Annotated in this window: 27 protein-coding genes and 2 tRNA genes; 17 read left to right on the top strand and 12 right to left on the bottom strand. The window is 73.3% G+C overall.

Annotated features, from left to right (window positions below):
- The 3 genes from QA802_RS36500 to QA802_RS36510 all read left to right on the top strand — a co-directional run bounded on the left by QA802_RS36500 (nucleotide 1) and on the right by QA802_RS36510 (nucleotide 1,666).
- On the top strand, nucleotides 1–372 hold the full coding sequence (locus tag QA802_RS36500; RefSeq protein WP_107447072.1) for a DUF742 domain-containing protein: 372 nt from the start codon (nucleotides 1–3) through the stop codon (nucleotides 370–372).
- Nucleotides 350–1,021, top strand: coding sequence for a GTP-binding protein (locus QA802_RS36505; protein WP_334532024.1), 672 nt, complete (start codon nucleotides 350–352; stop codon nucleotides 1,019–1,021). Before QA802_RS36500 ends, QA802_RS36505 begins: the two co-directional genes overlap by 23 nt.
- Before the next feature lie 75 nt (nucleotides 1,022–1,096).
- On the top strand, nucleotides 1,097–1,666 hold the full coding sequence (locus QA802_RS36510; RefSeq protein ID WP_334532027.1) for a GAF domain-containing protein: 570 nt from the start codon (nucleotides 1,097–1,099) through the stop codon (nucleotides 1,664–1,666).
- Between the two features lie 20 nt (nucleotides 1,667–1,686).
- Here QA802_RS36510 and QA802_RS36515 read toward each other — a convergent pair whose 3' ends face one another.
- Entirely contained in the window at nucleotides 1,687–2,280 is a 594-nt protein-coding gene (locus QA802_RS36515; RefSeq protein WP_334532029.1) for a GOLPH3/VPS74 family protein, read from the bottom strand.
- 302 nt (nucleotides 2,281–2,582) lie between these two features.
- Between QA802_RS36515 and tdh the strand changes: the two genes are divergently transcribed.
- The 8 genes from tdh (at nucleotide 2,583) to QA802_RS36555 (ending at nucleotide 9,811) form a co-directional block, all read left to right on the top strand.
- A complete protein-coding gene (gene tdh / locus QA802_RS36520; RefSeq protein ID WP_334532032.1) occupies nucleotides 2,583–3,611 on the top strand; it encodes an L-threonine 3-dehydrogenase in 1,029 nt (342 codons plus the stop codon).
- A 140-nt stretch (nucleotides 3,612–3,751) separates the two neighbouring features.
- Nucleotides 3,752–4,963, top strand: a complete 1,212-nt coding sequence (locus QA802_RS36525; protein WP_334532035.1) for a glycine C-acetyltransferase — start codon at nucleotides 3,752–3,754, stop codon at nucleotides 4,961–4,963.
- A 201-nt stretch (nucleotides 4,964–5,164) separates the two neighbouring features.
- Nucleotides 5,165–6,067 (top strand): LysR family transcriptional regulator, encoded by a 903-nt coding sequence (locus QA802_RS36530; RefSeq protein WP_334532038.1) that lies wholly within the window; start codon nucleotides 5,165–5,167, stop codon nucleotides 6,065–6,067.
- 98 nt (nucleotides 6,068–6,165) lie between these two features.
- Entirely contained in the window at nucleotides 6,166–6,756 is a 591-nt protein-coding gene (locus tag QA802_RS36535; RefSeq protein WP_334532041.1) for a helix-turn-helix domain-containing protein, read from the top strand.
- On the top strand, nucleotides 6,753–7,274 hold the full coding sequence (locus QA802_RS36540) for a GNAT family N-acetyltransferase (RefSeq protein WP_334532044.1): 522 nt from the start codon (nucleotides 6,753–6,755) through the stop codon (nucleotides 7,272–7,274). The genes QA802_RS36535 and QA802_RS36540 overlap by 4 nt, the downstream gene beginning before the upstream one ends.
- Nucleotides 7,275–7,304: 30 nt before the next feature.
- Nucleotides 7,305–7,664, top strand: a complete 360-nt coding sequence (locus QA802_RS36545; RefSeq protein WP_057583833.1) for an MmcQ/YjbR family DNA-binding protein — start codon at nucleotides 7,305–7,307, stop codon at nucleotides 7,662–7,664.
- Nucleotides 7,665–7,772: 108 nt separating this feature from the next.
- Nucleotides 7,773–7,846 (top strand) — tRNA-Pro (locus tag QA802_RS36550).
- 933 nt (nucleotides 7,847–8,779) lie between these two features.
- Nucleotides 8,780–9,811, top strand: a complete 1,032-nt coding sequence (locus QA802_RS36555) for a hypothetical protein (RefSeq protein ID WP_334532047.1) — start codon at nucleotides 8,780–8,782, stop codon at nucleotides 9,809–9,811.
- A gap of 150 nt (nucleotides 9,812–9,961) precedes the next feature.
- Here the strand turns inward: QA802_RS36555 and QA802_RS36560 are convergent, their stop codons facing one another.
- Genes QA802_RS36560 through QA802_RS36580 form a run of 5 tightly spaced genes read right to left on the bottom strand, consistent with a single transcriptional unit; the run spans nucleotide 9,962 to nucleotide 14,418 of the window.
- The gene (locus QA802_RS36560) at nucleotides 9,962–10,396 is read right to left on the bottom strand and encodes a (2Fe-2S) ferredoxin domain-containing protein (protein ID WP_334532050.1); all 435 of its coding nucleotides are present in this window, start codon (nucleotides 10,394–10,396) and stop codon (nucleotides 9,962–9,964) included.
- Between the two features lie 5 nt (nucleotides 10,397–10,401).
- A complete protein-coding gene (locus QA802_RS36565; RefSeq protein ID WP_306947169.1) occupies nucleotides 10,402–10,941 on the bottom strand; it encodes an NUDIX hydrolase family protein in 540 nt (179 codons plus the stop codon).
- A 15-nt stretch (nucleotides 10,942–10,956) separates the two neighbouring features.
- Complete coding sequence (locus tag QA802_RS36570; protein WP_334532056.1) at nucleotides 10,957–12,177, bottom strand: amidohydrolase family protein; 1,221 nt, start codon at nucleotides 12,175–12,177, stop codon at nucleotides 10,957–10,959.
- 1 nt (nucleotide 12,178) lies between these two features.
- Entirely contained in the window at nucleotides 12,179–13,582 is a 1,404-nt protein-coding gene (locus tag QA802_RS36575) for a type I glutamate--ammonia ligase (protein ID WP_334532059.1), read from the bottom strand.
- A 44-nt stretch (nucleotides 13,583–13,626) separates the two neighbouring features.
- On the bottom strand, nucleotides 13,627–14,418 hold the full coding sequence (locus tag QA802_RS36580) for an SAM-dependent methyltransferase (protein WP_334532061.1): 792 nt from the start codon (nucleotides 14,416–14,418) through the stop codon (nucleotides 13,627–13,629).
- Between the two features lie 131 nt (nucleotides 14,419–14,549).
- On the opposite strand from QA802_RS36580, the gene QA802_RS36585 reads away from it, so the two are divergent.
- On the top strand, nucleotides 14,550–15,413 hold the full coding sequence (locus QA802_RS36585) for a Cof-type HAD-IIB family hydrolase (protein ID WP_319170703.1): 864 nt from the start codon (nucleotides 14,550–14,552) through the stop codon (nucleotides 15,411–15,413).
- A 51-nt stretch (nucleotides 15,414–15,464) separates the two neighbouring features.
- Here the strand turns inward: QA802_RS36585 and QA802_RS36590 are convergent, their stop codons facing one another.
- Nucleotides 15,465–16,199, bottom strand: coding sequence for a response regulator (locus QA802_RS36590; protein WP_334532066.1), 735 nt, complete (start codon nucleotides 16,197–16,199; stop codon nucleotides 15,465–15,467).
- 363 nt (nucleotides 16,200–16,562) lie between these two features.
- Here QA802_RS36590 and QA802_RS36595 point away from each other — a divergent pair, with 363 nt between their 5' ends.
- On the top strand, nucleotides 16,563–17,807 hold the full coding sequence (locus QA802_RS36595; RefSeq protein ID WP_334535106.1) for an amidohydrolase: 1,245 nt from the start codon (nucleotides 16,563–16,565) through the stop codon (nucleotides 17,805–17,807).
- Between the two features lie 12 nt (nucleotides 17,808–17,819).
- Here QA802_RS36595 and QA802_RS36600 read toward each other — a convergent pair whose 3' ends face one another.
- Nucleotides 17,820–18,302, bottom strand: a complete 483-nt coding sequence (locus QA802_RS36600; protein ID WP_319170705.1) for a Dps family protein — start codon at nucleotides 18,300–18,302, stop codon at nucleotides 17,820–17,822.
- A gap of 299 nt (nucleotides 18,303–18,601) precedes the next feature.
- Nucleotides 18,602–19,423 (bottom strand): alpha/beta hydrolase, encoded by an 822-nt coding sequence (locus QA802_RS36605; protein WP_334532069.1) that lies wholly within the window; start codon nucleotides 19,421–19,423, stop codon nucleotides 18,602–18,604.
- Nucleotides 19,424–19,524: 101 nt separating this feature from the next.
- Here QA802_RS36605 and QA802_RS36610 point away from each other — a divergent pair, with 101 nt between their 5' ends.
- Both QA802_RS36610 and QA802_RS36615 read left to right on the top strand, forming a co-directional pair.
- A complete protein-coding gene (locus QA802_RS36610) occupies nucleotides 19,525–20,712 on the top strand; it encodes a thiolase family protein (protein WP_334532072.1) in 1,188 nt (395 codons plus the stop codon).
- A 114-nt stretch (nucleotides 20,713–20,826) separates the two neighbouring features.
- Nucleotides 20,827–21,600 carry a sulfite exporter TauE/SafE family protein gene (locus QA802_RS36615; protein WP_334532075.1) on the top strand — a complete coding sequence of 258 codons (774 nt, stop codon included), beginning with the start codon at nucleotides 20,827–20,829 and terminating at the stop codon, nucleotides 21,598–21,600.
- 56 nt (nucleotides 21,601–21,656) lie between these two features.
- On the opposite strand, the gene QA802_RS36620 is transcribed toward QA802_RS36615, so the two are convergent.
- Nucleotides 21,657–22,187, bottom strand: a complete 531-nt coding sequence (locus QA802_RS36620; RefSeq protein ID WP_334532078.1) for a DUF309 domain-containing protein — start codon at nucleotides 22,185–22,187, stop codon at nucleotides 21,657–21,659.
- Between the two features lie 100 nt (nucleotides 22,188–22,287).
- Here QA802_RS36620 and QA802_RS36625 point away from each other — a divergent pair.
- Nucleotides 22,288–22,361: transfer RNA gene (locus QA802_RS36625), tRNA-Pro, on the top strand.
- Nucleotides 22,362–22,554: 193 nt separating this feature from the next.
- Here the strand turns inward: QA802_RS36625 and QA802_RS36630 are convergent.
- Complete coding sequence (locus QA802_RS36630) at nucleotides 22,555–23,070, bottom strand: Pycsar system effector family protein (protein ID WP_334532081.1); 516 nt, start codon at nucleotides 23,068–23,070, stop codon at nucleotides 22,555–22,557.
- Nucleotides 23,067–24,023, bottom strand: coding sequence for a hypothetical protein (locus QA802_RS36635; protein WP_334532084.1), 957 nt, complete (start codon nucleotides 24,021–24,023; stop codon nucleotides 23,067–23,069). Before QA802_RS36635 ends, QA802_RS36630 begins: the two co-directional genes overlap by 4 nt.
- A 288-nt stretch (nucleotides 24,024–24,311) precedes the next feature.
- On the opposite strand from QA802_RS36635, the gene QA802_RS36640 reads away from it, so the two are divergent.
- Nucleotides 24,312–25,595 carry an adenylate/guanylate cyclase domain-containing protein gene (locus QA802_RS36640; protein ID WP_334532087.1) on the top strand — a complete coding sequence of 428 codons (1,284 nt, stop codon included), beginning with the start codon at nucleotides 24,312–24,314 and terminating at the stop codon, nucleotides 25,593–25,595.
- Nucleotides 25,596–25,732: the final 137 nt, after the last annotated feature.

Here is a 25,732-nt window from a genome sequence, read left to right on the forward strand (position 1 = left end):
GTGGCGGCGGCCGGCGACGGGCCCTGGCTCGACGACGCGGCCGGACGGCTGGTGCGCCCTTTCACCGTCAGCGGCGGCCGGACCAGGCCCAGCGTCGCCCTCGATCTCATGTCGCAGGTGATGGCCACCGGAGCGACCCCCCTCGGCTACCTCGGACCCGAACACGCACTGGCGCTCGACCTGACCCGCGCGCCCGTGTCGGTCGCCGAGATCGCGGCCCATCTCAAGCTGCCGGCGGCGGTCACCAAAGTGCTGCTGTCGGACCTCCTCGACTGCGGGGCCCTGACCACCAAACCCCCCGAGTACCACCACATCCCCACCGACCGGGCCCTTCTGGAGGCAGTGCTCGATGGACTACGACGACAGCTCTGAGCACGACGACGCGTACGAGGCGTACGGCGCGCACCGCCGCCACGCAGCGCACGACGCCGGCGGCTCGGACCCCTTCCCCACCGCACTGAAGATCCTGGTCGCGGGCGGCTTCGGCGTGGGCAAGACGACCTTCGTGGGCGCCGTGAGCGAGATCGCGCCGCTCAGCACGGAGGAGCTGCTCACCACCGTCAGCGCCGCGACCGACAACCTCGACGGCATCGAGAACAAGGTCGAGACGACCGTCGCCATGGACTTCGGCCGGATCAGCCTCGACCCGCAGCATGTGCTGTACCTGTTCGGGACGCCCGGGCAGGAGCGGTTCTGGTTCATGTGGGACGAGTTGTCCGAGGGCGCCCTCGGCGCGGTCATCCTCGCCGACACCCGGCGCCTCGAGGAGTGTTTCGCGGCCGTCGACTTCTTCGAGGAACGCGGACTCGCCTTCATCGTCGCCCTCAACGAGTTCGACGGCTCCCACCGTTACGACCCCGAGGAGGTGCGGGCCGCCATCGACCTGGACCCGGAGATCCCCGTGGTGCGCTGCGACGCGCGGATCTCCGCCTCCGGCGTCCAGACCCTGCTCACCCTCGTCAAACACCTCATCGCCCACGCGCCGGCCGCACCCCAGCCGAGCCGGGGCGCACACATGTGACGCCCGACGCCCGACGCCCGCACACAACGCCCCGGAGCCGCATATGACGTTCGTCCACAGCGACGGAGCCCGGACATGAGCTACGACCCACCGCGCCCGGTCGGTCGTCTGCTGCTCACCCCGGAGGACGGGGAGGCTCCCGCCCGTGCCCGCAGGCTGCGCCGACTCGGCCTCGGGGAACTGCCAGAACCCGACCTGGACGCCTTCGCGAACCGCCTCGCCGAGGTGACCGGAGCGCCGTACGCCATGGTCAACTTCCTCGACGGCGAACGGCAGTTCTTCGCCGGGCTGCACACGCCGCAGGGCGGCCGGGCAGCGCGCGGCGGCAAGCCGGAGGTGGGCCGCCGACTGCCCCGCGAGTACGGTTACTGCCCGTACGTCGTCGCCCGGCGCAAGGCGCTCGTCCTGGAGGACGTGGGCGACTACCCGCGGTTCGCGGGGAACCCGGTGGTCGACGAGTACGGCATCCGCTCCTATCTCGGCGCCCCGCTCATCGACACGACAGGGATGGTGCTGGGCACGGTGTGCGTCGCAGCCCTCGCGCCCCGGCCCTGGGGCAAGGCCGGACTGGAGACCATCAAGGCCACGGCCGCCGACCTCGCCGGACGGCTGCAGTGCCGCGACGCCGGCGATCTCCCGCCCTGAGCGCTCGCCCTGAGCACTCGTCAGGGAGCCCGCCAGATGTTGTCGAAGGCCGCGTTCTCGATGGACCGCCGCTGCCGGACGGCCTCGAGTTCCGTCACCGCGTCGGCGACCGTCGACACCACCGTCACGACTGCCTCCCCGAGGGTGTCCGGGAGGCCGTCGGCGGGCTCCTCGCGCAGACCGACGGCGGCCGCCAGCGCGGCGAGGACCGGTTCCTGCGACGCCCAGCGTCCGGTGGCGCCGCTGCGGGCCGGCGAGTCCACGGGCGCGGTCCGCGCGCCGATCAGACGACGCGGCCGGCCGAGCACGCCGTCCGCCTCCAGCCGGGCCGTGTAGGCGGCGGCCAGACCGCGCCCGCGACGCCACAGCCAGTCCTCGACCGACTCGTACGGCGGCTCACGCAGCAGCGCCGAGGCGGCGTCCTCGAGGAGCGGGTCGTGCGGGGCCGACGGCGGGCCGGGCACGAGGAGGCCGCCGTCCACGGCGAGTGCTCCGGCCTCGACCAGGTCGAGTGCCTCGGCGCCCGCGAGGGCGAGCGACAGATCGCCCTGCCCGACGGGGCGGGCGGCCGTCATGTCGATCGCGACGATCATCAGGTCCCGTGCTGTGGTCATCAGGGGCTCCACGTCAGTCGGCCGGCCTCGTGCGGGTTGCGGTCCAGGGTGGCACGGCCCACCGTGGTGTGCGGGAAGCCCGACCAGGCTGGCGCGGCCACGGGGCCGAACCGGATGAACGCTGGTGCACGCCGTGGGACCCGTGGGAACCGGTGTGAAGCGGAGCTGTGGCGGCGCTTAAGAAAAGCTCGATGGACCTGGCCCGGCGAGTGCGGCAGATTGCTGCGCGAATCCACCCGTCTTCCCGGATGCGGGGCCTGTAGGCCTGCCCGCGCCGGGCCCTCATCACAGGAGCCGTTGCGTTGAAGGCGCTGGTCAAGGAGAAGGCGGAGCCCGGGTTGTGGCTCACGGACGTTCCGGAGCCCGTCGTCGGGCAGGGCGATGTGCTGATCAAGGTGCTGCGCACCGGCATCTGCGGCACCGACCTGCACATCCGGTCCTGGGACGGCTGGGCGCAGCAGACCGTCGGCACGCCCCTGGTGCTCGGGCACGAGTTCGTCGGCGAGGTCGCCGCGACCGGGCGGGACGTCACGGACATCGCCGTGGGCGACCGGGTCAGCGGTGAGGGGCACCTCGTCTGCGGCAAGTGCCGCAACTGCCTCGCCGGACGTCGCCATCTGTGCCGGGCCACGGTCGGCCTCGGCGTCGGGCGGGACGGCGCCTTCGCCGAGTACGTCGCTCTGCCCGCGTCCAACGTGTGGGTGCACCGGGTGCCGGTCGACCTCGACGTGGCGGCGATCTTCGACCCGTTCGGCAATGCCGTTCACACCGCGCTGTCCTTCCCGCTCGTCGGCGAGGACGTCCTGATCACCGGCGCCGGGCCGATCGGCCTGATGGCCGCCGCCGTCGCCCGGCACGCCGGAGCCCGCAACGTCATGATCACCGACGTCAGCGAGGAGCGGCTGGAGCTGGCCCGCAAGATCGGCGCGAGCCTCGCGCTGAACGTCTCCCAGGCCTCCATCGCCGACGGGCAGCGTGAGCTGGGGCTGCGCGAGGGCTTCGACATCGGCCTGGAGATGTCCGGCCGGCCGGAGGCGATGCGCGACATGATCGCCAACATGACGCACGGCGGCCGGATCGCGATGCTGGGGCTGCCCGCCGAGGAGTTCCCCGTCGACTGGGCCCGGATCGTCACGTCCATGATCACGATCAAGGGCATCTACGGCCGGGAGATGTTCGAGACCTGGTACGCGATGTCGGTCCTGCTGGAGGGCGGCCTCGACCTCGCCCCCGTGATCACCGGCCGGTACGGCTACCGCGACTTCGAGGCGGCGTTCGCCGATGCGGCGAGCGGCCGCGGCGGCAAGGTCATCCTCGACTGGACCGTGTGAGCCGTCCGTTTCCGACGTTTCCGTTGCTTTTCAACGCTTCGGTTGCTTTCGGCGTTTCCGTTGCTTCGTTGCTTCGTTGCTTCGTTGCTTCGTTGCTTCCCCGCTTCCGCTGATTCCGAGTGTTTCCTAGGAGCTCTGCGATGTTCGACTCCGTGCGCGACGACCTGCGCGCCACCCTCGACGAGATCCGCGCCGCCGGTCTGCACAAACCCGAGCGGGTGATCGGCAGCCCGCAGTCCGCGACCGTCGCCGTGACCGCGGGCGGCCGGCCGGGCGAGGTCCTCAACTTCTGCGCCAACAACTACCTGGGGCTCGCCGACCACCCCGAGGTGGTCGCCGCAGCCCACGAGGCCCTGGACCGCTGGGGCTACGGCATGGCGTCCGTGCGCTTCATCTGCGGGACGCAGGAGGTGCACAAGGAGCTGGAGGCGCGGCTGTCGGCGTTCCTCGGCCAGGAGGACACGATCCTGTACTCCTCCTGCTTCGACGCCAACGGAGGAGTCTTCGAGACGCTCCTCGGCCCCGAGGACGCGGTGATCTCCGACGCACTCAACCACGCCTCGATCATCGACGGCATCCGGCTGTCCAAGGCACGCCGGTTCCGCTACGCCAACCGTGATCTGGCCGATCTGGAAAGGCAGTTGAAGGACGCGTCGGACGCGCGGCGGCGGCTGATCGTCACCGACGGCGTGTTCTCCATGGACGGCTATCTGGCGCCCCTTGCCGAGATCTGCGACCTCGCCGACCGCTACGGCGCGATGGTGATGGTCGACGACTCGCACGCCGTCGGATTCGTCGGCCCCGGCGGTCGCGGGACTCCCGAGCTGCACGGCGTGACGGGCCGGGTGGACATCCTCACCGGCACCCTGGGCAAGGCGCTGGGCGGCGCGTCCGGCGGCTATGTGGCCGCCCGCGCGGAGATCGTCGCCCTGCTGCGTCAGCGCTCGCGCCCGTACCTGTTCTCCAACACCCTCGCCCCGGTCATCGCCGCGGCTTCCCTGAAGGTCCTCGACCTGCTGGAGTCGGCGGACGACCTGCGGGTGCGGCTCGCCGAGAACACCGCGCTGTTCCGCCGCCGGATGACGGCCGAGGGCTTCGACGTGCTCTCCGGCGAGCACGCCATCGCCCCCGTGATGATCGGCGACGCGGCGAAGGCGGGCCGGATGGCGGAACTGCTGCTGGAGCGCGGGGTGTACGTGATCGGGTTCTCGTACCCGGTGGTTCCGCAGGGGCAGGCCCGCATCCGCGTCCAGCTGTCGGCCGCGCACTCCACGGCCGACGTCGACCGTGCCGTCGACGCGTTCGTCGCGGCCCGGGCGGAGCTGGGGGAGTCGGCACCCGCGACGGTCTGAACCCCCGCGGAAGGTGGCTCGCCCCGCGGAAGGTGGCTCGCCCCGCGGAAGGTGGCTCGCCCCGCGGAAGGTGGCTCGCCCGACGGACGGTGGCTCGCCCCGCGGAAGGTGGACCGCCCTGCGGACGGTGGCTCGCCGGGCAGACGGGGCCCGGTCGGGCAGTGGTCCGGAGGGCCCTGACATATTGCGATAATCGATCCCATGATCGAAGCGCGGCGGCTCCACATCCTCCGTGCGGTGGCCGACCACCGCACCGTGACGGCGGCGGCCGCCGCGCTGTATCTCACCCCGTCCGCCGTCTCCCAGCAGTTGGCGGCCCTGGAGCAGGAGACCGGCCACCGGCTGGTCGAGCGCGGCGCCAAGGGCGTGCGGCTCACCCCCGCCGGTGAGATCCTGCTCGGGCACACCAACGCCGTCCTCGCCCAGCTGGAGCGGGCCGAGGCGGAGCTGGCCGCCTACAGCTCCGGTGCGGCCGGCACGGTCACGGTCGCGGCCTTCGCGACCGGCATCGCCCTCGTGGTGGCTCCCGCGGTGGCACGGCTCGCCGACACCGCCCCGGGGATACGGATCCGCGTCCAGGACGCCGAGGGCGACGCCAGCCTGCCGATGGTGCTCGACCGGCAGGTGGACGTCGCCGTGGCGGTCGAGTACCGGGGGGCTCCGGCCGCCGACGACCCGCGTCTGACGCACCTGCCGCTCTACGCCGAGCCCTTCGACGCGGTGGTGCCCGTCGCCCACCGGCTCGCCGACACTGCCGAGGTTCCGTTGGCCGAGCTGGCCAAGGACACCTGGATCGGCCCCTACCCAGGCAACCCCTGCCACGACGTGGTGGTCCTGGCCTGCGAGAACGCCGGCTTCCAACCCCGCATGGAGCACTCCTCCGACGACTTCCGCGCCGTCGTCGCGCTGGCCTCGGCGGACGCGGGCGTGGCGCTCGTCCCGCGCTCGGCGCTGCGCGGCATGGACCTCACGGGGGTGGTCGTCCGGCCCGTCGACGGCGTCGCGCCGACCCGGCGGGTGTTCGCGGCCGTCCGCCGGGGCGCCGAGGAGCACCCGCTGATCCGACCGGTGCTCGAGGCGCTCGGCGAGGCCGCCGCGGTGTGAGGCCCGGTGTGATGTGACGCCCGGCCACGGTGTGAGGCCTGGCCTGGTGTGAGGCCTGCGTAACGCTGCCGTCTCATATCAGGGATAAGTTCCCGGATGTGAGACGAGATGCGGACGCAGCCGCCGAGACACCCGACCCCGTCGACGCGCGGCTCGCCGGCCGACTGGCCGAGCTGCGGGCCGCTCACGGCTGGTCGCTGGGGGAGCTGGCCGAGTGCAGCGGGATCAGCAGGTCCACCCTGTCGCGGGCCGAGCGGGCGGAGATCAGCCCGACGGCCTCGCAGCTCAACCGTCTGTGCCACGTCTACGGGAAGACCATGTCGCGACTGCTCGGCGAGGTCGAGGCGGTGCCCGCCCCGGTGGTGCGCGCCGACGAGCAGCCGGTCTGGACGGACCGGGCCTCCGGCTTCGTCCGGCGCTCCGTGTCGCCACCGCACCCGGCGCTGCGCGGCGAGCTGGTCGAGGGACGGCTCGCCGTCGGCGCGGACATCGCCTACGACCGGCCGCCCGTGGCAGGTCTTGAGCAGCATGTGTGGCTGCTGGAGGGCGTCCTCGAGGTGACGGCGCAGGACACCGTGCACCGCCTCGACGCCGGCGACTGCCTGCGCCTGCGGGTGTGGGGGTCGACCCGGTTCCGGTGCGTCGGCGAGGCGGAGGCCCGGTACGTGCTGGCGGTGGTGCTCCCGTGATCCCGACCCGTCTCGACGGCCCCCGTCTGCTCGCCCGCGCGCAGGAACTGGCCGACCTGCTGATCGACACGGTGGACGGCGGCGCCTCGGTGGGCTTTCTGGCCCCGCTGCACCGGGCGGACGCCGTCGCCTGGTGGCGTGAGCGGGCGGAACAGGCCGCCGCCGGACGGCTCGCCGTCTGGGCCGCCCTGGACGGCGGACGAGCCGTGGGCACCGTGAGCCTGGCCTTCGCCGACAAGCCCAACAGCCGTCACCGCGCCGAACTCGTCAAACTGATGGTGCGCCGGGACGCCCGCGGCAAGGGCCTTGCCCGCACCCTGCTCGGCGCCGCGGAGCAGGCCGCCGCCGCGGCCGGCGTCACTCTTCTCCACCTGGACACGGAGACCGGCAGTCCCGCCGAACACCTCTACCGCGCCACCGGGTGGACCAGGGTGGGGACCGTCCCCGACTACGCGGCGAACCCGCACGGAGTGCTGCGGCCGACCACGCTGTACTACAAACACATCGCCGTGGGGTGAGTGTCAGCGGCAGACGCTACGGTGCGGAGCATGCCGGACGCCGAAGACGTACGCCGTATCGCTCTGTCCCTGCCGGACACCACGGAGAAGACCGCCTGGAGCATGCCCACCTTCCGGGTCGCGGGGAAGATGTTCGCCACCCTGCCCGAGGAGGAGACCTCCCTCGCCGTGCGCTGCCCCAAGGAGGAGCGCGACGAACTGGTGCTCGCGGAGCCCGGGAAGTTCTGGATCGCCGACCACGAGGCCCAGTTCGCCTGGGTGCGGGCCCGGCTGGCCGCCCTGGAGGACGAGGACGAACTGCGTGACGTCCTCGCCGACTCCTGGCGGCAGGCGGCCCCGCAGCGCCTGCTGGAGGCCTATCCGGACCTCGGCGTCGCCCGCGACGGCTGACGCCGCGCAGACGGCTGGGCGCGGTAAACGGGTGCGCGACCACCGACCCGAGTGCGGTATGGTTTCCATGCACGTTCGGCCAGGGGAAACCCCAGGTCAGGCGAGCAACGGGACGTGGCGCAGCTTGGTAGCGCACTTGACTGGGGGTCAAGGGGTCGCAGGTTCAAATCCTGTCGTCCCGACTTTTCGAAGTCGCAGGTCAGAGGTTGTTTCAGGCAAGTTCTGGAGTGGCTTTTTGATCATTTTCGGGGACCGCGTGGGGACCAACTCCGCTTGAACGCGGCTCAAGCCCACCTTGACTCAATCAAGGTGGGCTGTACAGCTCGTTCGCCGAGCACGGCTTCGGCCACCTCAAGACTGCCGGGCCCTCGGCAAGGGCCACACCGACCCGAGGCGGGCGACCGCCCTGATGAGGGCTCTGCTGGTGTCGGCGAACCGCGAAGTCTCCCGGTGACCGACTATCTCCGTCGAAGTCATGCGCCCACGACCAGGCTTGAAGGCGTCCGATCTCCGCGTCGCGGCCCTCCGCCCAGTCCGACAACACGGCAACGACACCGCCTGAAGTCGAGGGGCGGCCCGTATGCGCGGACCGCCCCGGTGGTGCTGTCAGACCGTCAGGTTCAGGGGATGCTCTGGTACACGCGCATAAGTTCAGTCCCCGTCAGGCGCCCGAGCGCCAGATCGAGAAGACGGTCGGCGTGATCATCCCGGGCGAGGCGCTCGCGGAAATCGGCCACCACGCTGTGATTGAGCCGGGATCGTCCAGTTCCATGGCCAGGGCGTGTGTGAAATCGATGCGGCAGTGGACCGCTTTCGCCGCCTGGACGGTCCGACGAGCGGCGTACGGACGGTCCGCAGACGGCGCTAGGTCGAACGGGTGATGTGTGGTGACGTCCGGCCGCGGTGGTGACTTCCCTGCACGGTGGTGACTTCCGTGCGCGGTGCGCGCCGGGGACCGGCATGCCGGTGTCACTCGCTCCCCTCCCGTACGCGGTACGGGTGAATGAACCGGTGGTTCCGGTCGGGGACGGTGGCGAGTCTCTACGGTTTCTGAGTGGATCCGGGGACCGCGGGAGAGGCCCTGCGGACGGGGGACCGGTGGAAAGGCGCACCTGATGTCGGGGTTGGGAAAGTCGCCGGAGGCGCTCGGGCTCCGGGCGGGCCGCCGCCGACGGACCTGGGCACAGAGCTGGGCAGCGGTCGGCATCGCATGCCTGGTGGGGGCCGTGCTGACCGTCGGCGGGTCCTGGGCGGCCGGCGGCGGGACGGCGCGGATCATGGCATTCGGGCCGTCCGCCGGCAGCTGGGCGCTGGCGGCCTCCTTGATGCTCCGCACGAGGGGAACGAGCGGGCGGGTGCGCACGCGTGGGCTGCTGTTGGGTGGCTCCGCGGTCGCCGGAGGCGTGTACCGGGCAGTGGTCGCCGTGCTGTCGGCTCGCCCCGCGGCTTCGGGGTGGGACGTGCGATCGTTGCCGGGTGCGGTGGTCGTCACCGGAGTGACGCTGACGGTCGGTCTGGGGATGGCCGGTCTGGTCGTCGCGGCCGATGCCGGTACCGGTCGGCACGCGTTGCTGCGGCGCGTGCTCGACGGGGTCGTCACAGCGGGGGCCGTCTTCATGACCGTATGGGTCCTGCTGCGGGGCGCCGGTGACGGCTGGCGGCTGGGGACGGGGATGATCGGTGTCCTGTGGGCCGCCGAAGTCGTGTTCCTCGGGTTTCTCCTCGCCGTGCGCCGCCTCGTACGGAGCGACCGGAGAGCCACCGTGTGGGCCGGGATCGCCGGGCTGTCCCTCATGCTGGTCGGCGACACCCTACGGCTGTGGACGGTCGGCCCGCACGGCCCCGAGGTGATGTCCTGTCAGCTGGTCGACATCTGCGCCACCGCGGGACTGCTGGTGGTCGCGGTCGGCCCTTGGGTGCCCGGCGGGGCGAGCGCGCTCGGCACCGCCCAGCCCGCGCTGCGACGCGGAATGGAGGGCGCGGCGGGGTTCATTCCCCTGACGGTCTGCACGGCCACGGCGCTGGGATTCGCGCTGGGTCCGTCCGTGCGGGATCCGGTGCCGCTGCTGGCCGGCGGAACGGCACTGCTGAGCCTCTGGGCCCGCCAGAGATTCCTGCCGGGCGAGAACACCGGACACGAGGACTGAGTCCGGTCCGCCGGGCAGCCAGTGCGTTCGCCCGACCGCGCGTGCCGGGATCGCGGCGGACGTCCGCAGCCCGAACCGTGCGAGCCGGAGAGCCGCGCGTGCCGTGCGCCGGAACCGTCCTCCGGGCTACCCGCGGGCGGGCCGACGACGCTACCTCCGGACCGCGCCCTGACGGCGGCCGCGCGCCCGCGCGCCCCCGGGCGGGTCGATGAACTGCAGCTCCAGCGTCACCGGCGGGGCGGCCACGCCCGGGCCGCCCGCCGCCGCCCACGCCAGGATCTCCTCCGTGCAGTCGTCGTCCATGGCGAAGCCGACCCAGGCGGCCCGGCCGCCCGCCCGACGGCCGGCGGCCGAGGGCCGGACGACGATCACGTTCGCCTGGTCGCAGGGGCCGAGGCAGTCCGTCGTGCGGACGGCGAAGCCGCCGCCCGAGGCGGCCGCCCCCGCACGCAGCCGCGCCAGCTGCCAGTCGTGGTCGAAGCCGGGATGCTTGCGGCCGTCGCCGCAGCAGCAGCCCCTGCACACCACAAGCGTGCAGGGACGGCTCCCGGCGGCTGTGACCAGCGCCCGCTGAGCCGGCGGCATCCCGGTCAGGAGGCCGAGAGGCCCACGTGGGCCAGGGCCTGCCGGAGCAGGAACCCGTGCCCGCCGGGCATCTCGCTCTGCACCGCCAGGGACGCGGCCTCCTGCGGGCTGAACCACACCAGGTCCAGCGCGTCCTGCCGGGGCCGGCAGTCGCCCGTCACCGGCACGATGTAGGCCAGCGACACGGCGTGCTGACGCGGGTCGTGGTACGGGGTGATGCCCTGCGTCGGAAAGTACTCGGCCACCGTGAACGGCTGGAGCGAGGTCGGCACCCGGGGCAGCGCCACCGGGCCGAGGTCCTTCTCGAGGTGGCGCAGCAGGGCGTCCCGGACACGTTCGTGGTGCAGGACGCGGCCGGACACCAGGGTCCGGTTGACGTTGCCGTCCGGCCCTATCCGCAGCAGCAGGCCGACGCTGGTGACTTCGCCGCTGTCGTCGACGCGCACGGGCACGGCCTCGACGTACAGGATCGGCATACGGGCGCGTGCCATCTCGAGCTCGTCGGAGCTCAGCCAACCCGGTGTGGTCTCGGTCAAGTCAGACATTGTTCGATCATACTTTCAGTGTCCGTCGGGAAGCCGGTAGACCCGGCGGGCGTTGTCGGCTCCGGCCCCGCGCGCCAGGCGCAGTGCGTCGGGCAGGCCCAGTTCGCCCGCGTCCACCCGGTCCTGGAGCAGGTCTCCGAGACCCCGGCGGAAGGCCAGCGCGCCGAGCCAGTAGAACTCCGACACACCATAGGCGTCCGAGCTGTGGAGCAGTTTGCGGAACGGTGTGATCTCCAGCGCCTCCTCCAGGACCGCCCGCGCTCGCACGGGACCCACATGATGCAGGGTGAGCCCCACGTCCAGGTACACCTGCTCGAACACCGCGGCCAGGTAGGCGGCTTGCCGCTGGTAGGGCCAGCAGTGCAGGAGCAGCACAGGGATCGTGCCCGCCGTGAGGTGCAGCCAGTCCGTGAGATGCGTCGGGTCGACCCGGTGCAGCCGGATGTCGTTGTCGCCGAAGCCGGTGTGCAGTTGCAGGGGCAGCCCCAGGTCGACCGCCGTCCACAGCAGATGCCGTGTCAGGACCGGGTCCGCGAGTCGTCCGCCGTCCGCCAGCCAGCGCCGGGCGGCCCGGGTGACGTCGGTGTCCGGGGGCCGGGCCGGGTCGAGGTCGAAGCCGGTCCGGTAGGCGGCCACCGACTTGACCGCCACCACGCCCGCCCGCCGGACCGCGTCCAGCGCGGCCGCCCGGAACGCGTCGGCGTACCCGTCGGCGTCGACGCCCCGCGCGGCGACGGCCTCGGCGACCGCCTCCAGCCGCACCACCTCGTACGCGACCGCTGCCTCCGGCCGCACTGTCTCCTGCGCGATCGCTGCCTCCGGCCGCACACCCTCCCGTGCGACCGCTGCGACCGCTGCGACCGCCGGTGTCGCGGCCGTGGCCAGTTCGGCGGGTGTCGTGACGTGGTGAGGGGCGAAGCCGGTGTCGACGCAGAACACACCGGTGCGGGCGGCCCGCAGGAACCGCCGGTTCACCTCCCGCGGGCCCAGTGCGGCGCGCCGGGCCAGGTAGACGTCGGCGGGGGCGTGCGGGTCGAGGCCGAGCAGCGGCGCGCAGTGGCGGCGCACCGCGACACCGACGGGCGTGTCGAAGGTGGAGAACCCCGGCCAGGCGTCGCCCTCGGTCAGCAGCGCCTCGAAACCCGGCCGGTCCAGCGGGCCGGTGACCACGCCGTGGCAGTGGTGGTCCACCAGCTCCAGCCCGGCGAGCGCCTCGTGAACCGCTCGGCCGGCCACCTCAGTACACCCAGCGGTACGCCGCGGCCACCTGGTCGTCGTCGAGCCCGTCGACGGCGTCGATCTCTCCCTGCCGCACGGCGGTCACCGCGTCGGCGAGGACCGGCCCGAGGGCGGCGCGCAGCATTTCGTCGGCGCGGAACTCGGCGACGGCCCCGGCGAGTGAGGACGGCAGCCTGCGCACACCCCGGGCGGTGGCCTCCCCGGCGCCGAGCCGCACCGGGTCCCCGGTGCTCTCCTCGGGCAGCACCGCCCCCGAGGCCACTCCGTCCAGCCCCGCCGCGATGAGGCAGCCGAGGGCGAGATACGGGTTGGCGGCCAGGTCGACCGGCTTGACCTCCAGGTTCGCCTGCTCCGCGCGTCGGCCCGCGGTGCCCCGCACCAGCCGCACCGCGCACTCGCGGGTCTCCAGACCCCACGCGGTGAACACCCCGGCCCACTGCGAGGGCCGCAGGCGCAGCGCACTGGCCGGGCTGGGCGCGGTCACCGCCGTCAGCGCCGGGAGGCGGGCCAGGACTCCGGCGGCGAACGCCTCGGCGTCGGCCGTCATGCCGTGCCGCCGGTCGCCGCCCGCGTGCAGGTTCACGCCGTCCCGCCAAGCGGAGAGATGGATGTGGCCGCCGGTGCCGACGCCCTTCGCGACGACCGCGGGGGAGAAGGACACCCGCAGCCCGTGCCGGCGGGCCACCGCCCGCACGGTCTGCCGGACGAGGACGCTGCGGTCGGCGGCCGTCACCGGGTCCAGGGCGCCCACGGAGATCTCGAACTGGCCGGGCGCGTACTCGGGATGGATCTGCTCGACGTCGACGCCCTGCGCCGCGCATGCCGCCAGCAGGTCGGCGGTGTACGCGCTCAGCTCGACCTGCCGCGTCGCGCCGTACGCCGGCCCGGTGGCGGCCGGGACGAACTCGCCGGCCGGCGCGGAGTCCAGGCCGACCGCCCACTCGATCTCGACGGCCGCCCGGAACGCGAGACCGTGCTCGCGGGCCGCGTCCGCCACGACGTGCCGCAGGAACGTGCGGGAGCAGCCCGGATGCGGGTCGCCGTCCTGGGTGACGCGGTCGACCGGCGCCCACGCCCAGCCGGGCTGACCTGCCAGGACGACCAGCCCGTCGAGGTCCGGGTAGAGGCGCAGATCGCCGTCCGGCGAGCCCAGCACGTCGGTCGTGACGATGGCGTCGTTCGCCAGGAACGTGTCGAACACCGGCGACATCCCGACGCCCCAGGCCGCCGCCGAGGCCAGCTTGCCCGTGGGCACCGCCTTCACCCTGCCGATCCCCGCGGTGTCGAAGTAGGCCAGCACGACGCCGTGCACCCCCGCCGCGGCCAGTTCCCCGCTGAGCGCGGTCGCCCGCTCGACGTCTTCGGGACGCCCGCCGGGGACGGGATCGGCAAGGGTGGTCATACGTCCTCCACGATCGGCGCGTGCGGCGGGTGCCCGTACGCCCGTCAGGGTTTCACGGCGATCGCCCCGTACTGCGGCACCACGGGGAGGGAGCCGGCCGTGCCGCGCCAGCGCGAGCACGACACCAGGCCCGGCTCCAGCAGTTCCAGACCGTCGAAGAAGGCGGCGATCTCCGCACCGCTGCGGGCGGTGATCGGCGGCTTGGCGTTCTCGTTCCAGAACTTCATCGCCGGGATCTGGCCCTCGCCGCCCACCTCGCCGTCGTGGGTGGGGTGCGTCAGGACCAGGAAGCTGCCGGCCGGGACGTCGGACATGACCCGCCGGACGATGTCCCTGGCCGCCTCGACGTCCAGGACGAAGTTCAGGATGCCCAGCATCATCACCGCGACCGGCTGCGTGAAGTCCAGGGAACGGCCCGCGCGTTCGAGGATCGCGGCCGGATCGTGCACGTCCGCGTCGATGTAGTCGGTGCGGCCCTGTGCCGTGCCGGTCAGCAGGGTGCGGGCGTGCGCCAGCACGATGGGGTCGTTGTCGACGTAGACGATCCGTGACTCCGGCGCGATGCGCTGCGCGATCTCGTGCGTGTTGTCCGCCGTCGGCAGCCCGGTGCCGACGTCCAGGAACTGCCGCACACCGCGCTCCTCGGCGAGGAACCGCACCGCCTGTCCGAGGAACCAGCGGTCGGCGCGTGCGATGTCCCGGATGAGCGGGAACATCCCGGCGACGTGCTCGCCGACGCCCCGGTCGACCTCGTAGTTGTCCTTGCCGCCGATCCAGTAGTTCCACACCCGCGCGTTGTGCGCCACGCTGGTGTCCAGCCGTCCCGGCCCGCTCACGTGACCGCCCCTTCCCGCGTCCTGCCCGCGCCCTGCCGTGCCCCGGGCCTGTGCCGTCATTGTGCCGTCGGATGATCACCGTTGTCCCCGGTAGGGTGAAAATCCGGTCATCCACCTACAGGAAGCAGCACATGCCGTACTCGCATGCCCCCGGACCGGTCGCCTCCGAACCCCCGACGGGTCCCGCAGACATCCGGCTGATCGTCACCGACATGGACGGCACGCTGCTCGACGACGAGAAGAAGGCGCCCGCGGACCTGTGGCGCGTCCTGGCCCTGCTGCGCGAGCGCGGGGTGCACTTCGCCCCGGCGAGCGGACGCCAGTACGCCACGCTGGCCGCGGACTTCGCCGACGTCCCCGGGGCGGCCGACGGGATGGCGTTCATCGCGGAGAACGGCGCGTACGTCGTGCGCGACGGGCAGGAGCTGAGCTCCGATCCGCTGGACCCGGCCGTCGTCGTGCGGGTGGCGGAAGCCGTGCGCGCCCTCGTGGCCGACGGCGTCGACGTCGGCGCCGTGGTCTGCGGGAAGCGGGCGGCGTACGTCGAGCGGGCCGACGAGGCGTTCCTGGCCGAGGTGGCCAGGTACTACCTGAGTCACCGGGTCGTCGAGGACGTCACCGCCGTCGACGACGACATCGTCAAGGTCGCCCTGTTCGACTTCGGGTCGGCCGAGGAGAGCACCGCCCCGGCCCTCGCGTCCTTCGCACGGACCCACCAGGTCGTGGTCTCCGGCGAGCACTGGGTCGACGTCATGAACCGCACCGCAGACAAGGGCGCCGCGCTGCGCCGCCTCCAGCGCGAGCTGGGCGTCACACCCGCGCAGACCATGGTGTTCGGCGACTACCTCAACGACCTGCAGATGCTCGACGCCGCCGACTGGTCGTTCGCCATGGCCAACGCCCACCCCGAGGTCGTGCGCCGGGCCCGCCACCTGGCGCCCTCCAACAACGACGACGGGGTGCTGCGCACCATCACGCGCGTGCTGGGCCTCTGAAACCCGCGCCGGACCCGAGGCCGGGACGCCGGGGCGCACCCTGAGCCGGCCTCAGGGCCGGGGCCGCGCATGCCCGTACTGCCAGGCCCAGGCCGCGATCTCGACGCGGTTGCGGGCGCCCAGTTTCAGCTGGACGCTCGACAGGTGCGTCTTCACCGTCGACAGGGAGACGTAGAGCTCGGCCGCGATCTCGGCGTTGGTCCGGCCGAGGGCGACGAGCCGGACGACGTCCAGCTCCCGTTCGGTCAGCGGCTCGGTCAGTGGCTTCGTCAGCGACTCGGCAAGCGTCTCCGGGAGGGCTGCGGGGCGGTCGGCCGACGGGGTCTGCGGGGCCGTCAGATGCTGGAGCAGGCGCACGGTCACCGACGGCGAGACCAGCGAGTCGCCCGCGGCGGCCGCCCGGACCGCCTCCGCGAGGAGCGTCGGCCCGGAGTCCTTCAGCAGGAAGCCGCAGGCGCCGCCGCGCAGCGCCCCGTACACGTACTCGTCCAGGTCGAAGGTGGTGACGACGACCACCCGCATCGGGTCCGCGACGTCCGGTCCGGCCAGCAGGCGGGTGGCCGCCAGACCGTCCAGCTTCGGCATCCGGATGTCCAGCAGGCACACGTCCGGCCGCACCCTGCGGGCCAGCGCCACCGCTTCCTCGCCGTCGGCGGCCTCCGCGACCACCGTGATGTCGGGCTGCGCGTCGAGGAAGAAGCGGAAGCCGGTGCGGACCATGTCCTGGTCGTCGGCGATGAGGACCCGGATGGGGGCGGCGGGGCCCGGCGGGCTCGGGGCGGTCATGGCTCGATCATGCCTCAGGTCGCGGCCATGCCTCAGGCCGCGGCGCCGACGGGCGGTGCGGGGGCGGCGGGGGCGCGGAAGGAGGTGGGCGGCGGCCTTCCGGTGGGCCCGCCTGCAGCGGGGCCGCGCGGCCGCGGACGACCGCGGGCGGTCCCGGGCGCTCGGCGGGCGGCCAGGGCAATCCCGGGCAATCCCGGGCGGTCGCAGGCGGTCGCAGGCGGTCGCGGGCAATCCCGGGCGGTCCGGGGCGCCCCTCGCCCTCGTGCCGCGCTGCGGGCGCTGCGGGCGCTCCGGGTGACTCGGGCCGTCTCTGGCCCGGCGGCCGTGCCGGGGCGGCCCGCGTAACGTGGCGGCATGCGCGGAATGGCCGAACCGTCCGTCGTCGCCCGCCTGACCCGGGAGATCACCCCGGACCTGGAATCCGGGCGGCTGGTGGACTTCTACCAGGATCTGCACCGCCACCCCGAGCTGTCCTTCCGGGAACACCGCACCGCCGCCGCACTGGCCGGGCGGCTTCGTGCCGCCGGGTACCGGGTGACGGAGGGCGTGGCCCGCACCGGCGTGGTCGGGGTACTGGCCAACGGCGACGGGCCGGTGGTGTGGCTGCGCGGCGACATGGACGCGCTGCCCGTGCGGGAGGCGACGGGCCTCGCCTACGCCTCCCGATACGACGGCGTGATGCACGCCTGCGGCCACGACCTGCACGTCACCTGGCTGGCAGCGGCCGCCGAGGCGCTCGCCGCCGCCCGCGAGGCGTGGTCCGGGACGCTCGTCGTGGTCGGGCAGCCCGCGGAGGAGGCCGGGGGCGGTGCGGCGGCGATGGTCGCCGACGGCGTGCACGACCGCTTCCCGCGCCCCGACGTGCTGTTCGGCCAGCATGTCGCGCCGGGGCTCGCCGGGTGCTACCCGCACACCCCCGGGCTGACCCTGTCGGCCTCGGACGACGTGGACGTCGTCGTGCACGGCGTGGGCGGACACGGGTCTCGGCCTGAGTCGACGGTCGATCCCGTGGTGACCGCCGCCTTCGTCGTGACCCGGCTGCAGACGGTGGTCGCCCGCGAGATCGCCGCGGACGACTCCGCGGTGCTCACCGTAGGGCGCTTCCACGCCGGGACGACGTCCAACGTCATCCCCGAGGAGGCACGGCTGGGGGTGAACGTGCGCACCCAGGACTCCCGGGTGCGGGCCCGTCTCCTCGCCGCGATCCGGCGGATCGCCGAGGCGGAGTGCGCCGCCGCGGGCTGCCCCCGCCCGCCGGACGTCACCGTCCGGCCCGGTTGCCCGACCACGGTCAACGACCCGTCGCTGGACGACGAGATCGCCGCCGTCCACCGGGAGCTCTTCGGCCCGGACACGGTGTTCGACTTCGGCCGGGCGGTCGGCAGCGAGGACTTCTCCCTGCTCGCTCCGGAAGGCGTGCCGTACGACTACTGGTACGTGACCTCGACCCCGGCGCCGGTGTGGGAGGCGGCGCCGGGGGAGGGGTCGCGGGAGAGGGCGGCGGCCGTGCCGGGCAACCACAGCCCGCTGTTCGCGCCGGACCCGTCGGTGCTCGCGCCGGGCGTGCGCACGCTGGTCTCGGCGGCGCTGTCCCGCTTCGCCCGCTGAAGCCGGCGTGGGTCAGTTCTCGCGCGGCCAGTTCTCCGCCTCGAACATCCAGCGCTGCTTCTCCAGGTCGGCGGTGATGCCGATCAGCAGGTCCTGGGTCACCGGGTCCGCTTCCTCGGTCGCCGCGACCCGCTCGCGCAGCCGGGTGATGGCGGCCCCCAGGGACTCGGCGATCACCTGGACGACGTCCTCGTCCCGCACCCAGCCGTCCTTGGGGGAGGGCAGGGTGAACGCGGAGGCGATCGTCTCCGGGCGGCCGTCCGGCGGCAGGCCCAGCGCGGCGGCCCGCTCGGCGACGGTGTCGGCGTAGGAACGGGCCGCGGCGACGACCTCGTCCAGCTGGAGGTGGATCGAGCGGAACCGGGGTCCCACGATGTTCCAGTGCGCCTGCTTGCCGATCAGGGAGAGGCCGAGGAGATCCACGAGGGTGCCCTGCAGCGCGTCGAACGTGATCTGGCGGGCGGGTTCGGGCAGCGGGCTCTTCACGACAGTCATACGGTGCTCCTCCTCGTCACGTCATGGGGTGCGGTACGGAGCAGTGCCACGCGTTCCTGCTCGCCCGTCCCGCACCGGACGCCCGAGGCCTGGCCGGTGCGCCCACGGGGAAGAACAGCTCGGGTTCCTCACCCGCGCAGGCGGCGACGCGCAACCACTCCATGGAGGCGCGGGTGCCCCGGGCGTACCGCTGCAAACAGGCGTTTCCCCCGATTCCGATTCCCCTTCCCCGGTCGGCAGGCCGGCCCCGGCCGCTCGTGGCGGGAGTCCGCGGCGGGAGTTCGTGGCGGGAGTCGGGCTCAGGCGTCGGCGAGGGCCCGGTCGAGGAAGCGGGTCAGGTCCGCGAACACGTCCGCCCTGTTCGTCTCGTGGAAGACCTCGTGCCGGCCGCCCCGGTAGATCCGCTCGGTGTGCGCGCCGCCGCCGAGCCGCTCGACGCCGGGCCGGCTGCCGGGCAGCGGCACCAGCCGGTCGTCGTCGCCGTGCAGCCACAGCAGCGGCAGCGCGCCGACGTCGCCCTGCTCGGCGACGGTCGCCAGGGTCCGTTCGAAGGCCCGCAAGGTGGGCCGTTTCATCGGTCCGTGCCAGACCAGCGGATCCGCCGCGTACGCCGCCCCGACCGCGGGGTCCCGGGAGAGCGCGGCGGGACTGACGGGTACGTCGGGAACCTCGTCGTACGCCAGCAGCCGCGCCGGCAGCCGCCAGTCGCCGATCACCGGGCCGGAGAGCACCAGCGCGGCGAGACCGGCGCCGTGGCGCTGGGCGTACCGGGCCGCGATCAGGCCGCCCATCGAGTGCCCGATCACGACCAGCGGCAGGCCCGGGTGGGCGGCCCGGGCGCGTTCCGCGACGGCGTGCAGGTCGGTGACGACGTCCTCGAAGTCCTCGATCACCACGCGTTCGCCCGCCGACCTGCCGTGCCCGCGGTGGTCGGGAGCGTGGACGGCCGCGCCGTGACCGGCCAGGACGCCGGCGAGTTCCTCGTAGCGGCCGGAGTGCTCGCCGTAGCCGTGGACCACGAGGGCGAGGCTGCGCGGGAGCGGAGGGGACCACTCGCGCACGGCGATCGCGCCGTGGGCGCCGGCGAGAAGGCGGGTCCGGGTGACGACGGGTACGGTCATCGCTGCTCCAGCTGCGTCGGCGAGGGCGTCCGGGGATCTTCCCAGCGGGCGGGGCCGGGGTCTATAGTCGAAAACTAGCAGTGCTAACCAAGGAGTCCGTCGTGCGCCCCGTCCACTTCGCGGCCGCCCGCCGCACCCCCGTCGGCAGACTGCGCGGAGCCCTGTCCTCGGTCCGGCCCGACGACCTCGCCGCCGTCGTCGTCCGCGGCCTCGTCGCCGAGGTGCCCGCGCTCGACCCGGCCCGTGTCGACGACGTCTACTGGGGCGCGGCCAACCAGGCCGGCGAGGACAACCGCAACGTCGCCCGGATGGCCGCCCTGCTCGCCGGTCTGCCCGAGACCGTGCCCGGCGCCACGGTGAACCGGCTGTGCGCCTCCGGACTCGAGGCCGTGACGACCGCGGCCCGCACCATCGGCGCGGGCGAGGCCGACATCGTGATCGCGGGCGGCTCCGAGTCGATGAGCCGCGCCCCCTTCGTGCTGGCCCGCCCCGAGGAGGCCCTTCCGCATCGCGTCGAGACGGTGGACACGCGGCTCGGCTGGCGGCTGGTCAACCCCGCGATGAAGGACCTGCACGGCCTGCTGGCCATGGGCGAGACGGCCGAGGAGGTCGCCGTCCGGTACGGCATCACGCGCGAACGCCAGGACGAGTTCGCCCTGCGCAGTCACCGGCTGGCCGCGCGGGCCCGCGAGAGCGGCCACTTCGACGACGAGATGCTGCCGGTCCGGCGTCCGGACGGCGTGCTCGTCGAGGCCGACGAGGGCATCCGCGAGGACACCTCGTACGAGAAGCTGGCCCGGTTGAAGCCGGTCTTCCGGGAGGGCGGCACGGTCACCGCCGGCAACTCCTCGCCCATGAACGACGGCGCGGCGGGTCTGCTCCTGGTCAGCGAGGAGGCGCTCAACGAGCTGGGCCTCGAGTCACTGGGCCGCTATGTCGCCGGCGCCTCGGCCGGCGTCCACCCCGACGTGATGGGGCTCGGTCCGGTGCCCGCCACCCGCAAGGCGCTGGCCCGCGCGGAGTGGAACGTCGAGGACGTCCAGGAGGCCGAGTTCAACGAGGCGTTCGCCGCCCAGGCGCTCGCCTGCGTCGACCAGTTGGGCATCGACCCCGGCCTGGTCAACCCCAGCGGCGGGGCGATCGCCCTCGGCCATCCGCTGGGCGGCTCGGGGGCCCGCATCCTCGCCACCCTCCTGCACCGCATGCGCCGCACCGGAGCCGAGCGCGGCCTGGCCACGATGTGCGTGGGCGTCGGCCAGGGCACCGCGGTGCTGGTCGAACGCCACTGACGGGGCACACCGGCCGCCGGCGTCGCCTTCGGCACCGGAGGCACCGGAGGCACCGGTCACCTGGCGAGACGGCTGGCCGGGTGTTCGATAGATGTGCGTAGCATCGGTCCCCGCATGAACACGATGACCCTGTGGCACATCACCGGCTGGGAGTTCGCCGCCCTCGCCCTCGCGGCCCTGCTCGTCGGCTTCTCCAAGACGGCCGTCAGCGGGGCCAACACGGTCAGCCTCGCCGTCTTCGCGGCGGTCCTGCCCGCCCGCGCCTCCACGGGCGTCCTGCTGCCGATCCTCATCGCCGGGGACGTCCTGGCCGTCCTCACCTACCGGCGGCACGCCCACTGGCCCACGCTTTGGCGGCTGTTCCCGGCGGTCGCGGCCGGCGTCGTCCTCGGCACGCTGTTCCTGGTATGGGCCGACGACGGGATCGTCCGGACCTCGATCGGCGCGATCCTGCTGGTGATGGCGGGCGTCACGGTGTGGCGGCGGCGCACGGCCGACGCCGCGGACGACCCCGACGCCGTCGTCACCCGGGCCGGACGCCTCAAGGCCCGCTCCTACGGCGTGCTCGGCGGCTTCACCACGATGGTCGCCAACGCGGGGGGCCCGGTCATGTCGATGTACCTGCTGTCGGCCGGCTTCCGCAAACTCGGCTTCCTCGGCACCTCGGCGTTCTTCTTCCTCATCGTCAACGTGTCGAAGGTGCCGTTCAGCGTGGGCCTCGGCCTGATCGACGGCCGTTCGCTGCTCCTGGACGCCGCCCTCGTCGCGTTCGTCGTCCCCGGCGCGCTGTTCGGCAAGTGGGCGGTGCACCGCATCAACCAGCGGCTGTTCGAGCAGCTCGTGATCGCGGCGACCGTCGTGGGCGGACTGCAACTGCTGCTGCGCTAGCGCTGCGAGTCGCGCAGACCCTTCCGGCCACGGTCACGGCACCGGACGCCCCGGTGTCAGCGCAGGCGCGGCGCCCGGGCCACCGCGTCCACCGCCGCGCCCGTCCGCTCCACCGACGCCGCCAGCTCACGCGCCCACCGTGCCAGCCCCGGCAGATCCAGCCCGTACGGCCGGTCCTCTCCCGCGCGGGCCGCCCACTCCTCGGCGGCCCCGGCGCCGCGCCGCAGCAGCCGTACCCCGCCCGTGAGGTTCCCCCGGGCCGCGTGCGTGAGACCCACGGCGAGCTGGGCGAGCCCCCGCCACAGGGTGCGCTCCGCGGCGGGACCCGACTTCCAGGCGTCCTCGAAGACCTCGTGCGCGTGGAAGGGCTTCCCGGCGTCCAGCAGCGCCTGCGCCTCGGCCACGGTCTCCTCCGTAGTGCGGACGACACCCTCGGGCTGCCGCTCCACACCGGGCGCGCCGTACGGAAGGGGCCGGCCGAGCCCGTCCCGGGGCCGGGCGTTGCGCGCCCGCCCCTCGCCGTCCCGGTCCCGGCCGACGGCGGGCCGGCCACCGCCCGTGCCTCCTGCGCTGCCCCAACGGTCCATACGCCGATTGTCCCGCGCGCGGGCCCCCTTCGGCGCATCGCTTCGAGTGGGGTAAAGTTCTGTTCGCGCGATCACACGGCCACCGCCGTGCGGAGCGCACCGGGACGTGGCGCAGCTTGGTAGCGCACTTGACTGGGGGTCAAGGGGTCGCAGGTTCAAATCCTGTCGTCCCGACTGGAGACAGTCGCAGGTCAGGGCCGGCTTCGGAGAAATCCGAAACCGGCCCTTGGTCATGTCCGGCCCTTGTCATGTCCGGCCCTTGTCATGTCCGGCCCTTGTCATGTCCGGCACGCCGGTCGGGGACCGGCGTGCCGGGCCGAGGTCAGCGGGTCGGCCGGCGGGGCGGCGGTCGCGGGTCGGCTGCGGGTCATCTGCGGGTCAGGAGCGTCACGGACAGGGCGACGGCCATGAGCGGGAGGACGCCGATCATCAGGTCGACCGCCCCTCGGATGAGCCGGTACTTGCGCCAGACGATGCCGCTCAGCTGGATCAGGGTGCGGCACGCCTCCTCGTCGACGGAGAGCTCCCTCGCCAGCCGTTCGGGGGTCGAGGCGTAGCGGCGCCACGTCGCGAAGTACCGCTGGCCCACGTCGCCCTTCCCCAGCACCGGACGCAGCACGAGCAGCAGCAGCTCCGCCACCGCGCACACACCGGCCAGCGCCGTGACGCAGAGCCAGCGGGCGACGCCGTGCACGGGCACCGTCACGGCCGACGCGCCGGCCACCGAGAACGCGGTGAACCCGATGCCCACGACGGTGAGGAGGGCGGCCGACTTGGCGTCGGCCCGCGCGTTCTCCTGCCGGGTCGCTTCGATCAGCGCGTTGATCTCGGCCGGGGGCCCGGTCACGGTGCGCCCGTTTCGCCGGGGGGTGGTGGTCGTCATGCCGCCTCCTTCTGCTGCGCGAGGTCCGACACCAGGCGCTTCGCCAGGCGTCGCAGAGCGATGTCGTCGCCGCGGGTCGCCGCCCACGCGGGCGGCGGCGGGCCGTCGCCGAGCCAGGCGTCGACCGCGGCGCGCAGGGCCGTGCCCGCTCCGACGCCGGCGGCCGTCCGGGCCAGCAGGTCCTGGAGGATCACGGTCGCGGCGGCGTCCGGACCGTCGTCGTCCTCCTCGCCCGCCCGGTCCGGCCGCGCGTCGTCCACCGGCACGGACGGGCCCGTGGCGCGGTTGGCCAGGGGCAGCAGGATGCAGTCGTGGAGCCAGCGCACGCCCGCCACCTGCCGGACCACCGCCAGACAGCTCTCGACGTCGGCCCGCAGTTCGTCACGCGCCGCCCGGCTGCCCGGCACCCTGTCACCGCCGTCCCAGACGTTCTTGCGGCAGACGAGGGTGTCCAGCGGCCAGACGGCCCCTCCGGGCCCGGGGGCGGCCGCGTAGCCGAGGAGGAAGCGGAACACATCCGCCGCCCAGGGGTCCTCGTAGGAGATCGCGATCCGGCCGATGGTGCCGTCCCGGCGCTGGGGCCGTGCCACCCCGCCCCTGGCCACCCGGCCCTGGCGGTTGAGCTCCGCGAGCTGCGAGCGGGCGCTGCTCGTGAGGTAGGCGAAGGCGGAGTCGGGGAGCGGGCCGAGCGCCTGGAACCGGGCGTGCGTCGCGCCGTGCGCCCGGATCCACACGTCCATGAAGAGGTCGACGCAGCCGACGCTCTCGCACACGTCACGGGGGCGGCTCGCCGTGGGGTCCGCGGTCCCGAACGGCGCCGGGCGATGGCAGGGACCCGACCGGCACACCTCGTGCAGTGTTTGCCGGGCCTGGCGGGTGACGCTCCAGACGATGTTCGCGCTGCGCTGCAGGCAGGTGTCGGGGGCGGTGCAGAAGGAGCTGGACTTCGACATGACACGTTCCCTGGGGATGAGGAAGCCCACATGTGTGGGGCCGGCCCGTAGGGCCAACGTGTCCTGTGCACAGCACAGTAGGAGCGAAGTGCTCGGCCGCGGTGAGGCGGTCTCGTCACTATGACGGCCGGTCACCCCCGTGTCAACGGCGGCCCACGGCACCCGTCGGGGGAGCAACGTCCGCTCGGCGCGCGGTGCTTGACGTCGTGTCCGTTAGTAGGTGTCGGAGGCCGATCGGGCCCCGTTCCCGTCCGCAGCACCATCACATCGCACCGAAGGGTGACAGACATGGCCACTCAGCTCCGTGAAGCGTTCGCCGAACCCCAGTCCCGGGAGGCGCGCACCGTCCTGTTCATCGACCAGGTCGGCTCGACCGCCATGAAGGAGCAGCAGCCCGAGGCGAGTTGGCTGCCCGCCCTCGGCTGGCTGTACGACACGGTCACCGCCCTCGCCGTGCAGGCGGACCCCGAGGCGGAGATCAAGTACCTCGGGGACGGCATCATGATCACGTTCGACAGCGACCGGGCGACCGACGCCGTCAACGTCGCCGTGTCCGTGCAGGAGGCGGTCCACGACGCGAACCAGGGCCGCACCGGGGCCAGGGGCGTCATCGACTTCAACTGCAGCATCGGCGTGGGCACCGGCTCCGTCGTCGCCTTCACCACGCCGACGGGCGGCCACGACTACGTCGGCACGGTCGTCGACAAGGCGAAGCGGCTGTGCGACGCGGCCTCCCCCAAGGCCATCTTCGTCGACCGGGCCACGGCGTCCGCAGCCAACGTCATGAAGATCGCCAGCCGGCTCGGCATCGCCCTCGGCCGCGCCCCCGAGCAGTACCAGGGCGATGTGCAGCGGGCCCCGCTGAAGGGCTTCGACCAGCCCGTGGAGTACTACGAGATCCTCTGGGACCAGCAGTTGTACGGGCTCAAGTCGGAGGCGGTGACCCGCAACACCGACCGCATGCGGCAGTCGCCGTCCTCGTCGTCCTCGCCGCCCGGCACGACCCGCCTCCCCGTCGAGCGCTCCGCGGGCAAGCGGCAGCCGGCCCACGACAAACGCCAGGGGACCCAGGGGGGCCAGGGAACCCAGGACAAGCGTCAGGGCATGCAGGACAAGCGCCAAGGAGCCCTGGAGGAACGGCACTCCGGGGAGGTGACCTGTTGGAAGCCGGACGCCAACTTCGGGTTCGTCCGCGACTCCCGGTCCGGTGAGGACTTCTACTTCCGTGCCGGCCACCTGGTGTACCCGGAGGACGCCGGGGAGTCCCTGCGTGTCGGCAGCCGGATCGTGTTCGTGGCGACGGGACGGGTCGACGGTGAACGCACCCGCCACGCCGTGGGCATCCTCCTCGTCGACGACTACGCGGAAGGCACCCTGAAGCTGCCCGAGGGCAAGGCCCACGGCTGGCTGCGCGTCCAGGACCGGCTCGGCAACGGCCACCACGTCTTCACGCCCCGCTCGGCGGTCCAGCGGTTCACGCCGGGAACGCTGCTGAGCTTCAAGGTCGCGGCGAACGAGAAGGGCGGGCTGGCCGAGGAGATCGAGGAACCGGTGGAGGAGGACGCGGCCTGACGCCCCACCGGACGGCGAGCGAGGGCGACGGAGAGGGCGACCAGGGGGCGGGTTCCGCGGACACCGGTACCCGCCCCCGGGGCCCTCAAAGCCCGATCGCTTGAAGCTTGTTGACCGGTTCACTACACTGTGTGGTG

This window comes from Streptomyces sp. B21-105 (assembly GCF_036898465.1).
GTDB lineage: Bacteria > Actinomycetota > Actinomycetes > Streptomycetales > Streptomycetaceae > Streptomyces.

Coding starts and splice junctions, on each gene's coding strand:
- QA802_RS36505 (WP_334532024.1), top strand. CDS start 350: ATGGACTACGACGACAGCTCTGAGCACGACGACGCGTACGAGGCGTAC.
- QA802_RS36510 (WP_334532027.1), top strand. CDS start 1,097: ATGAGCTACGACCCACCGCGCCCGGTCGGTCGTCTGCTGCTCACCCCG.
- QA802_RS36515 (WP_334532029.1), bottom strand. CDS start 2,280: ATGACCACAGCACGGGACCTGATGATCGTCGCGATCGACATGACGGCC.
- QA802_RS36525 (WP_334532035.1), top strand. CDS start 3,752: ATGTTCGACTCCGTGCGCGACGACCTGCGCGCCACCCTCGACGAGATC.
- QA802_RS36530 (WP_334532038.1), top strand. CDS start 5,165: ATGATCGAAGCGCGGCGGCTCCACATCCTCCGTGCGGTGGCCGACCAC.
- QA802_RS36545 (WP_057583833.1), top strand. CDS start 7,305: ATGCCGGACGCCGAAGACGTACGCCGTATCGCTCTGTCCCTGCCGGAC.
- QA802_RS36555 (WP_334532047.1), top strand. CDS start 8,780: ATGTCGGGGTTGGGAAAGTCGCCGGAGGCGCTCGGGCTCCGGGCGGGC.
- QA802_RS36560 (WP_334532050.1), bottom strand. CDS start 10,396: ATGCCGCCGGCTCAGCGGGCGCTGGTCACAGCCGCCGGGAGCCGTCCC.
- QA802_RS36565 (WP_306947169.1), bottom strand. CDS start 10,941: ATGTCTGACTTGACCGAGACCACACCGGGTTGGCTGAGCTCCGACGAG.
- QA802_RS36575 (WP_334532059.1), bottom strand. CDS start 13,582: ATGACCACCCTTGCCGATCCCGTCCCCGGCGGGCGTCCCGAAGACGTC.
- QA802_RS36585 (WP_319170703.1), top strand. CDS start 14,550: ATGCCGTACTCGCATGCCCCCGGACCGGTCGCCTCCGAACCCCCGACG.
- QA802_RS36590 (WP_334532066.1), bottom strand. CDS start 16,199: ATGACCGCCCCGAGCCCGCCGGGCCCCGCCGCCCCCATCCGGGTCCTC.
- QA802_RS36595 (WP_334535106.1), top strand. CDS start 16,563: ATGGCCGAACCGTCCGTCGTCGCCCGCCTGACCCGGGAGATCACCCCG.
- QA802_RS36600 (WP_319170705.1), bottom strand. CDS start 18,302: ATGACTGTCGTGAAGAGCCCGCTGCCCGAACCCGCCCGCCAGATCACG.
- QA802_RS36605 (WP_334532069.1), bottom strand. CDS start 19,423: ATGACCGTACCCGTCGTCACCCGGACCCGCCTTCTCGCCGGCGCCCAC.
- QA802_RS36615 (WP_334532075.1), top strand. CDS start 20,827: ATGAACACGATGACCCTGTGGCACATCACCGGCTGGGAGTTCGCCGCC.
- QA802_RS36620 (WP_334532078.1), bottom strand. CDS start 22,187: ATGGACCGTTGGGGCAGCGCAGGAGGCACGGGCGGTGGCCGGCCCGCC.
- QA802_RS36630 (WP_334532081.1), bottom strand. CDS start 23,070: ATGACGACCACCACCCCCCGGCGAAACGGGCGCACCGTGACCGGGCCC.
- QA802_RS36635 (WP_334532084.1), bottom strand. CDS start 24,023: ATGTCGAAGTCCAGCTCCTTCTGCACCGCCCCCGACACCTGCCTGCAG.
- QA802_RS36640 (WP_334532087.1), top strand. CDS start 24,312: ATGGCCACTCAGCTCCGTGAAGCGTTCGCCGAACCCCAGTCCCGGGAG.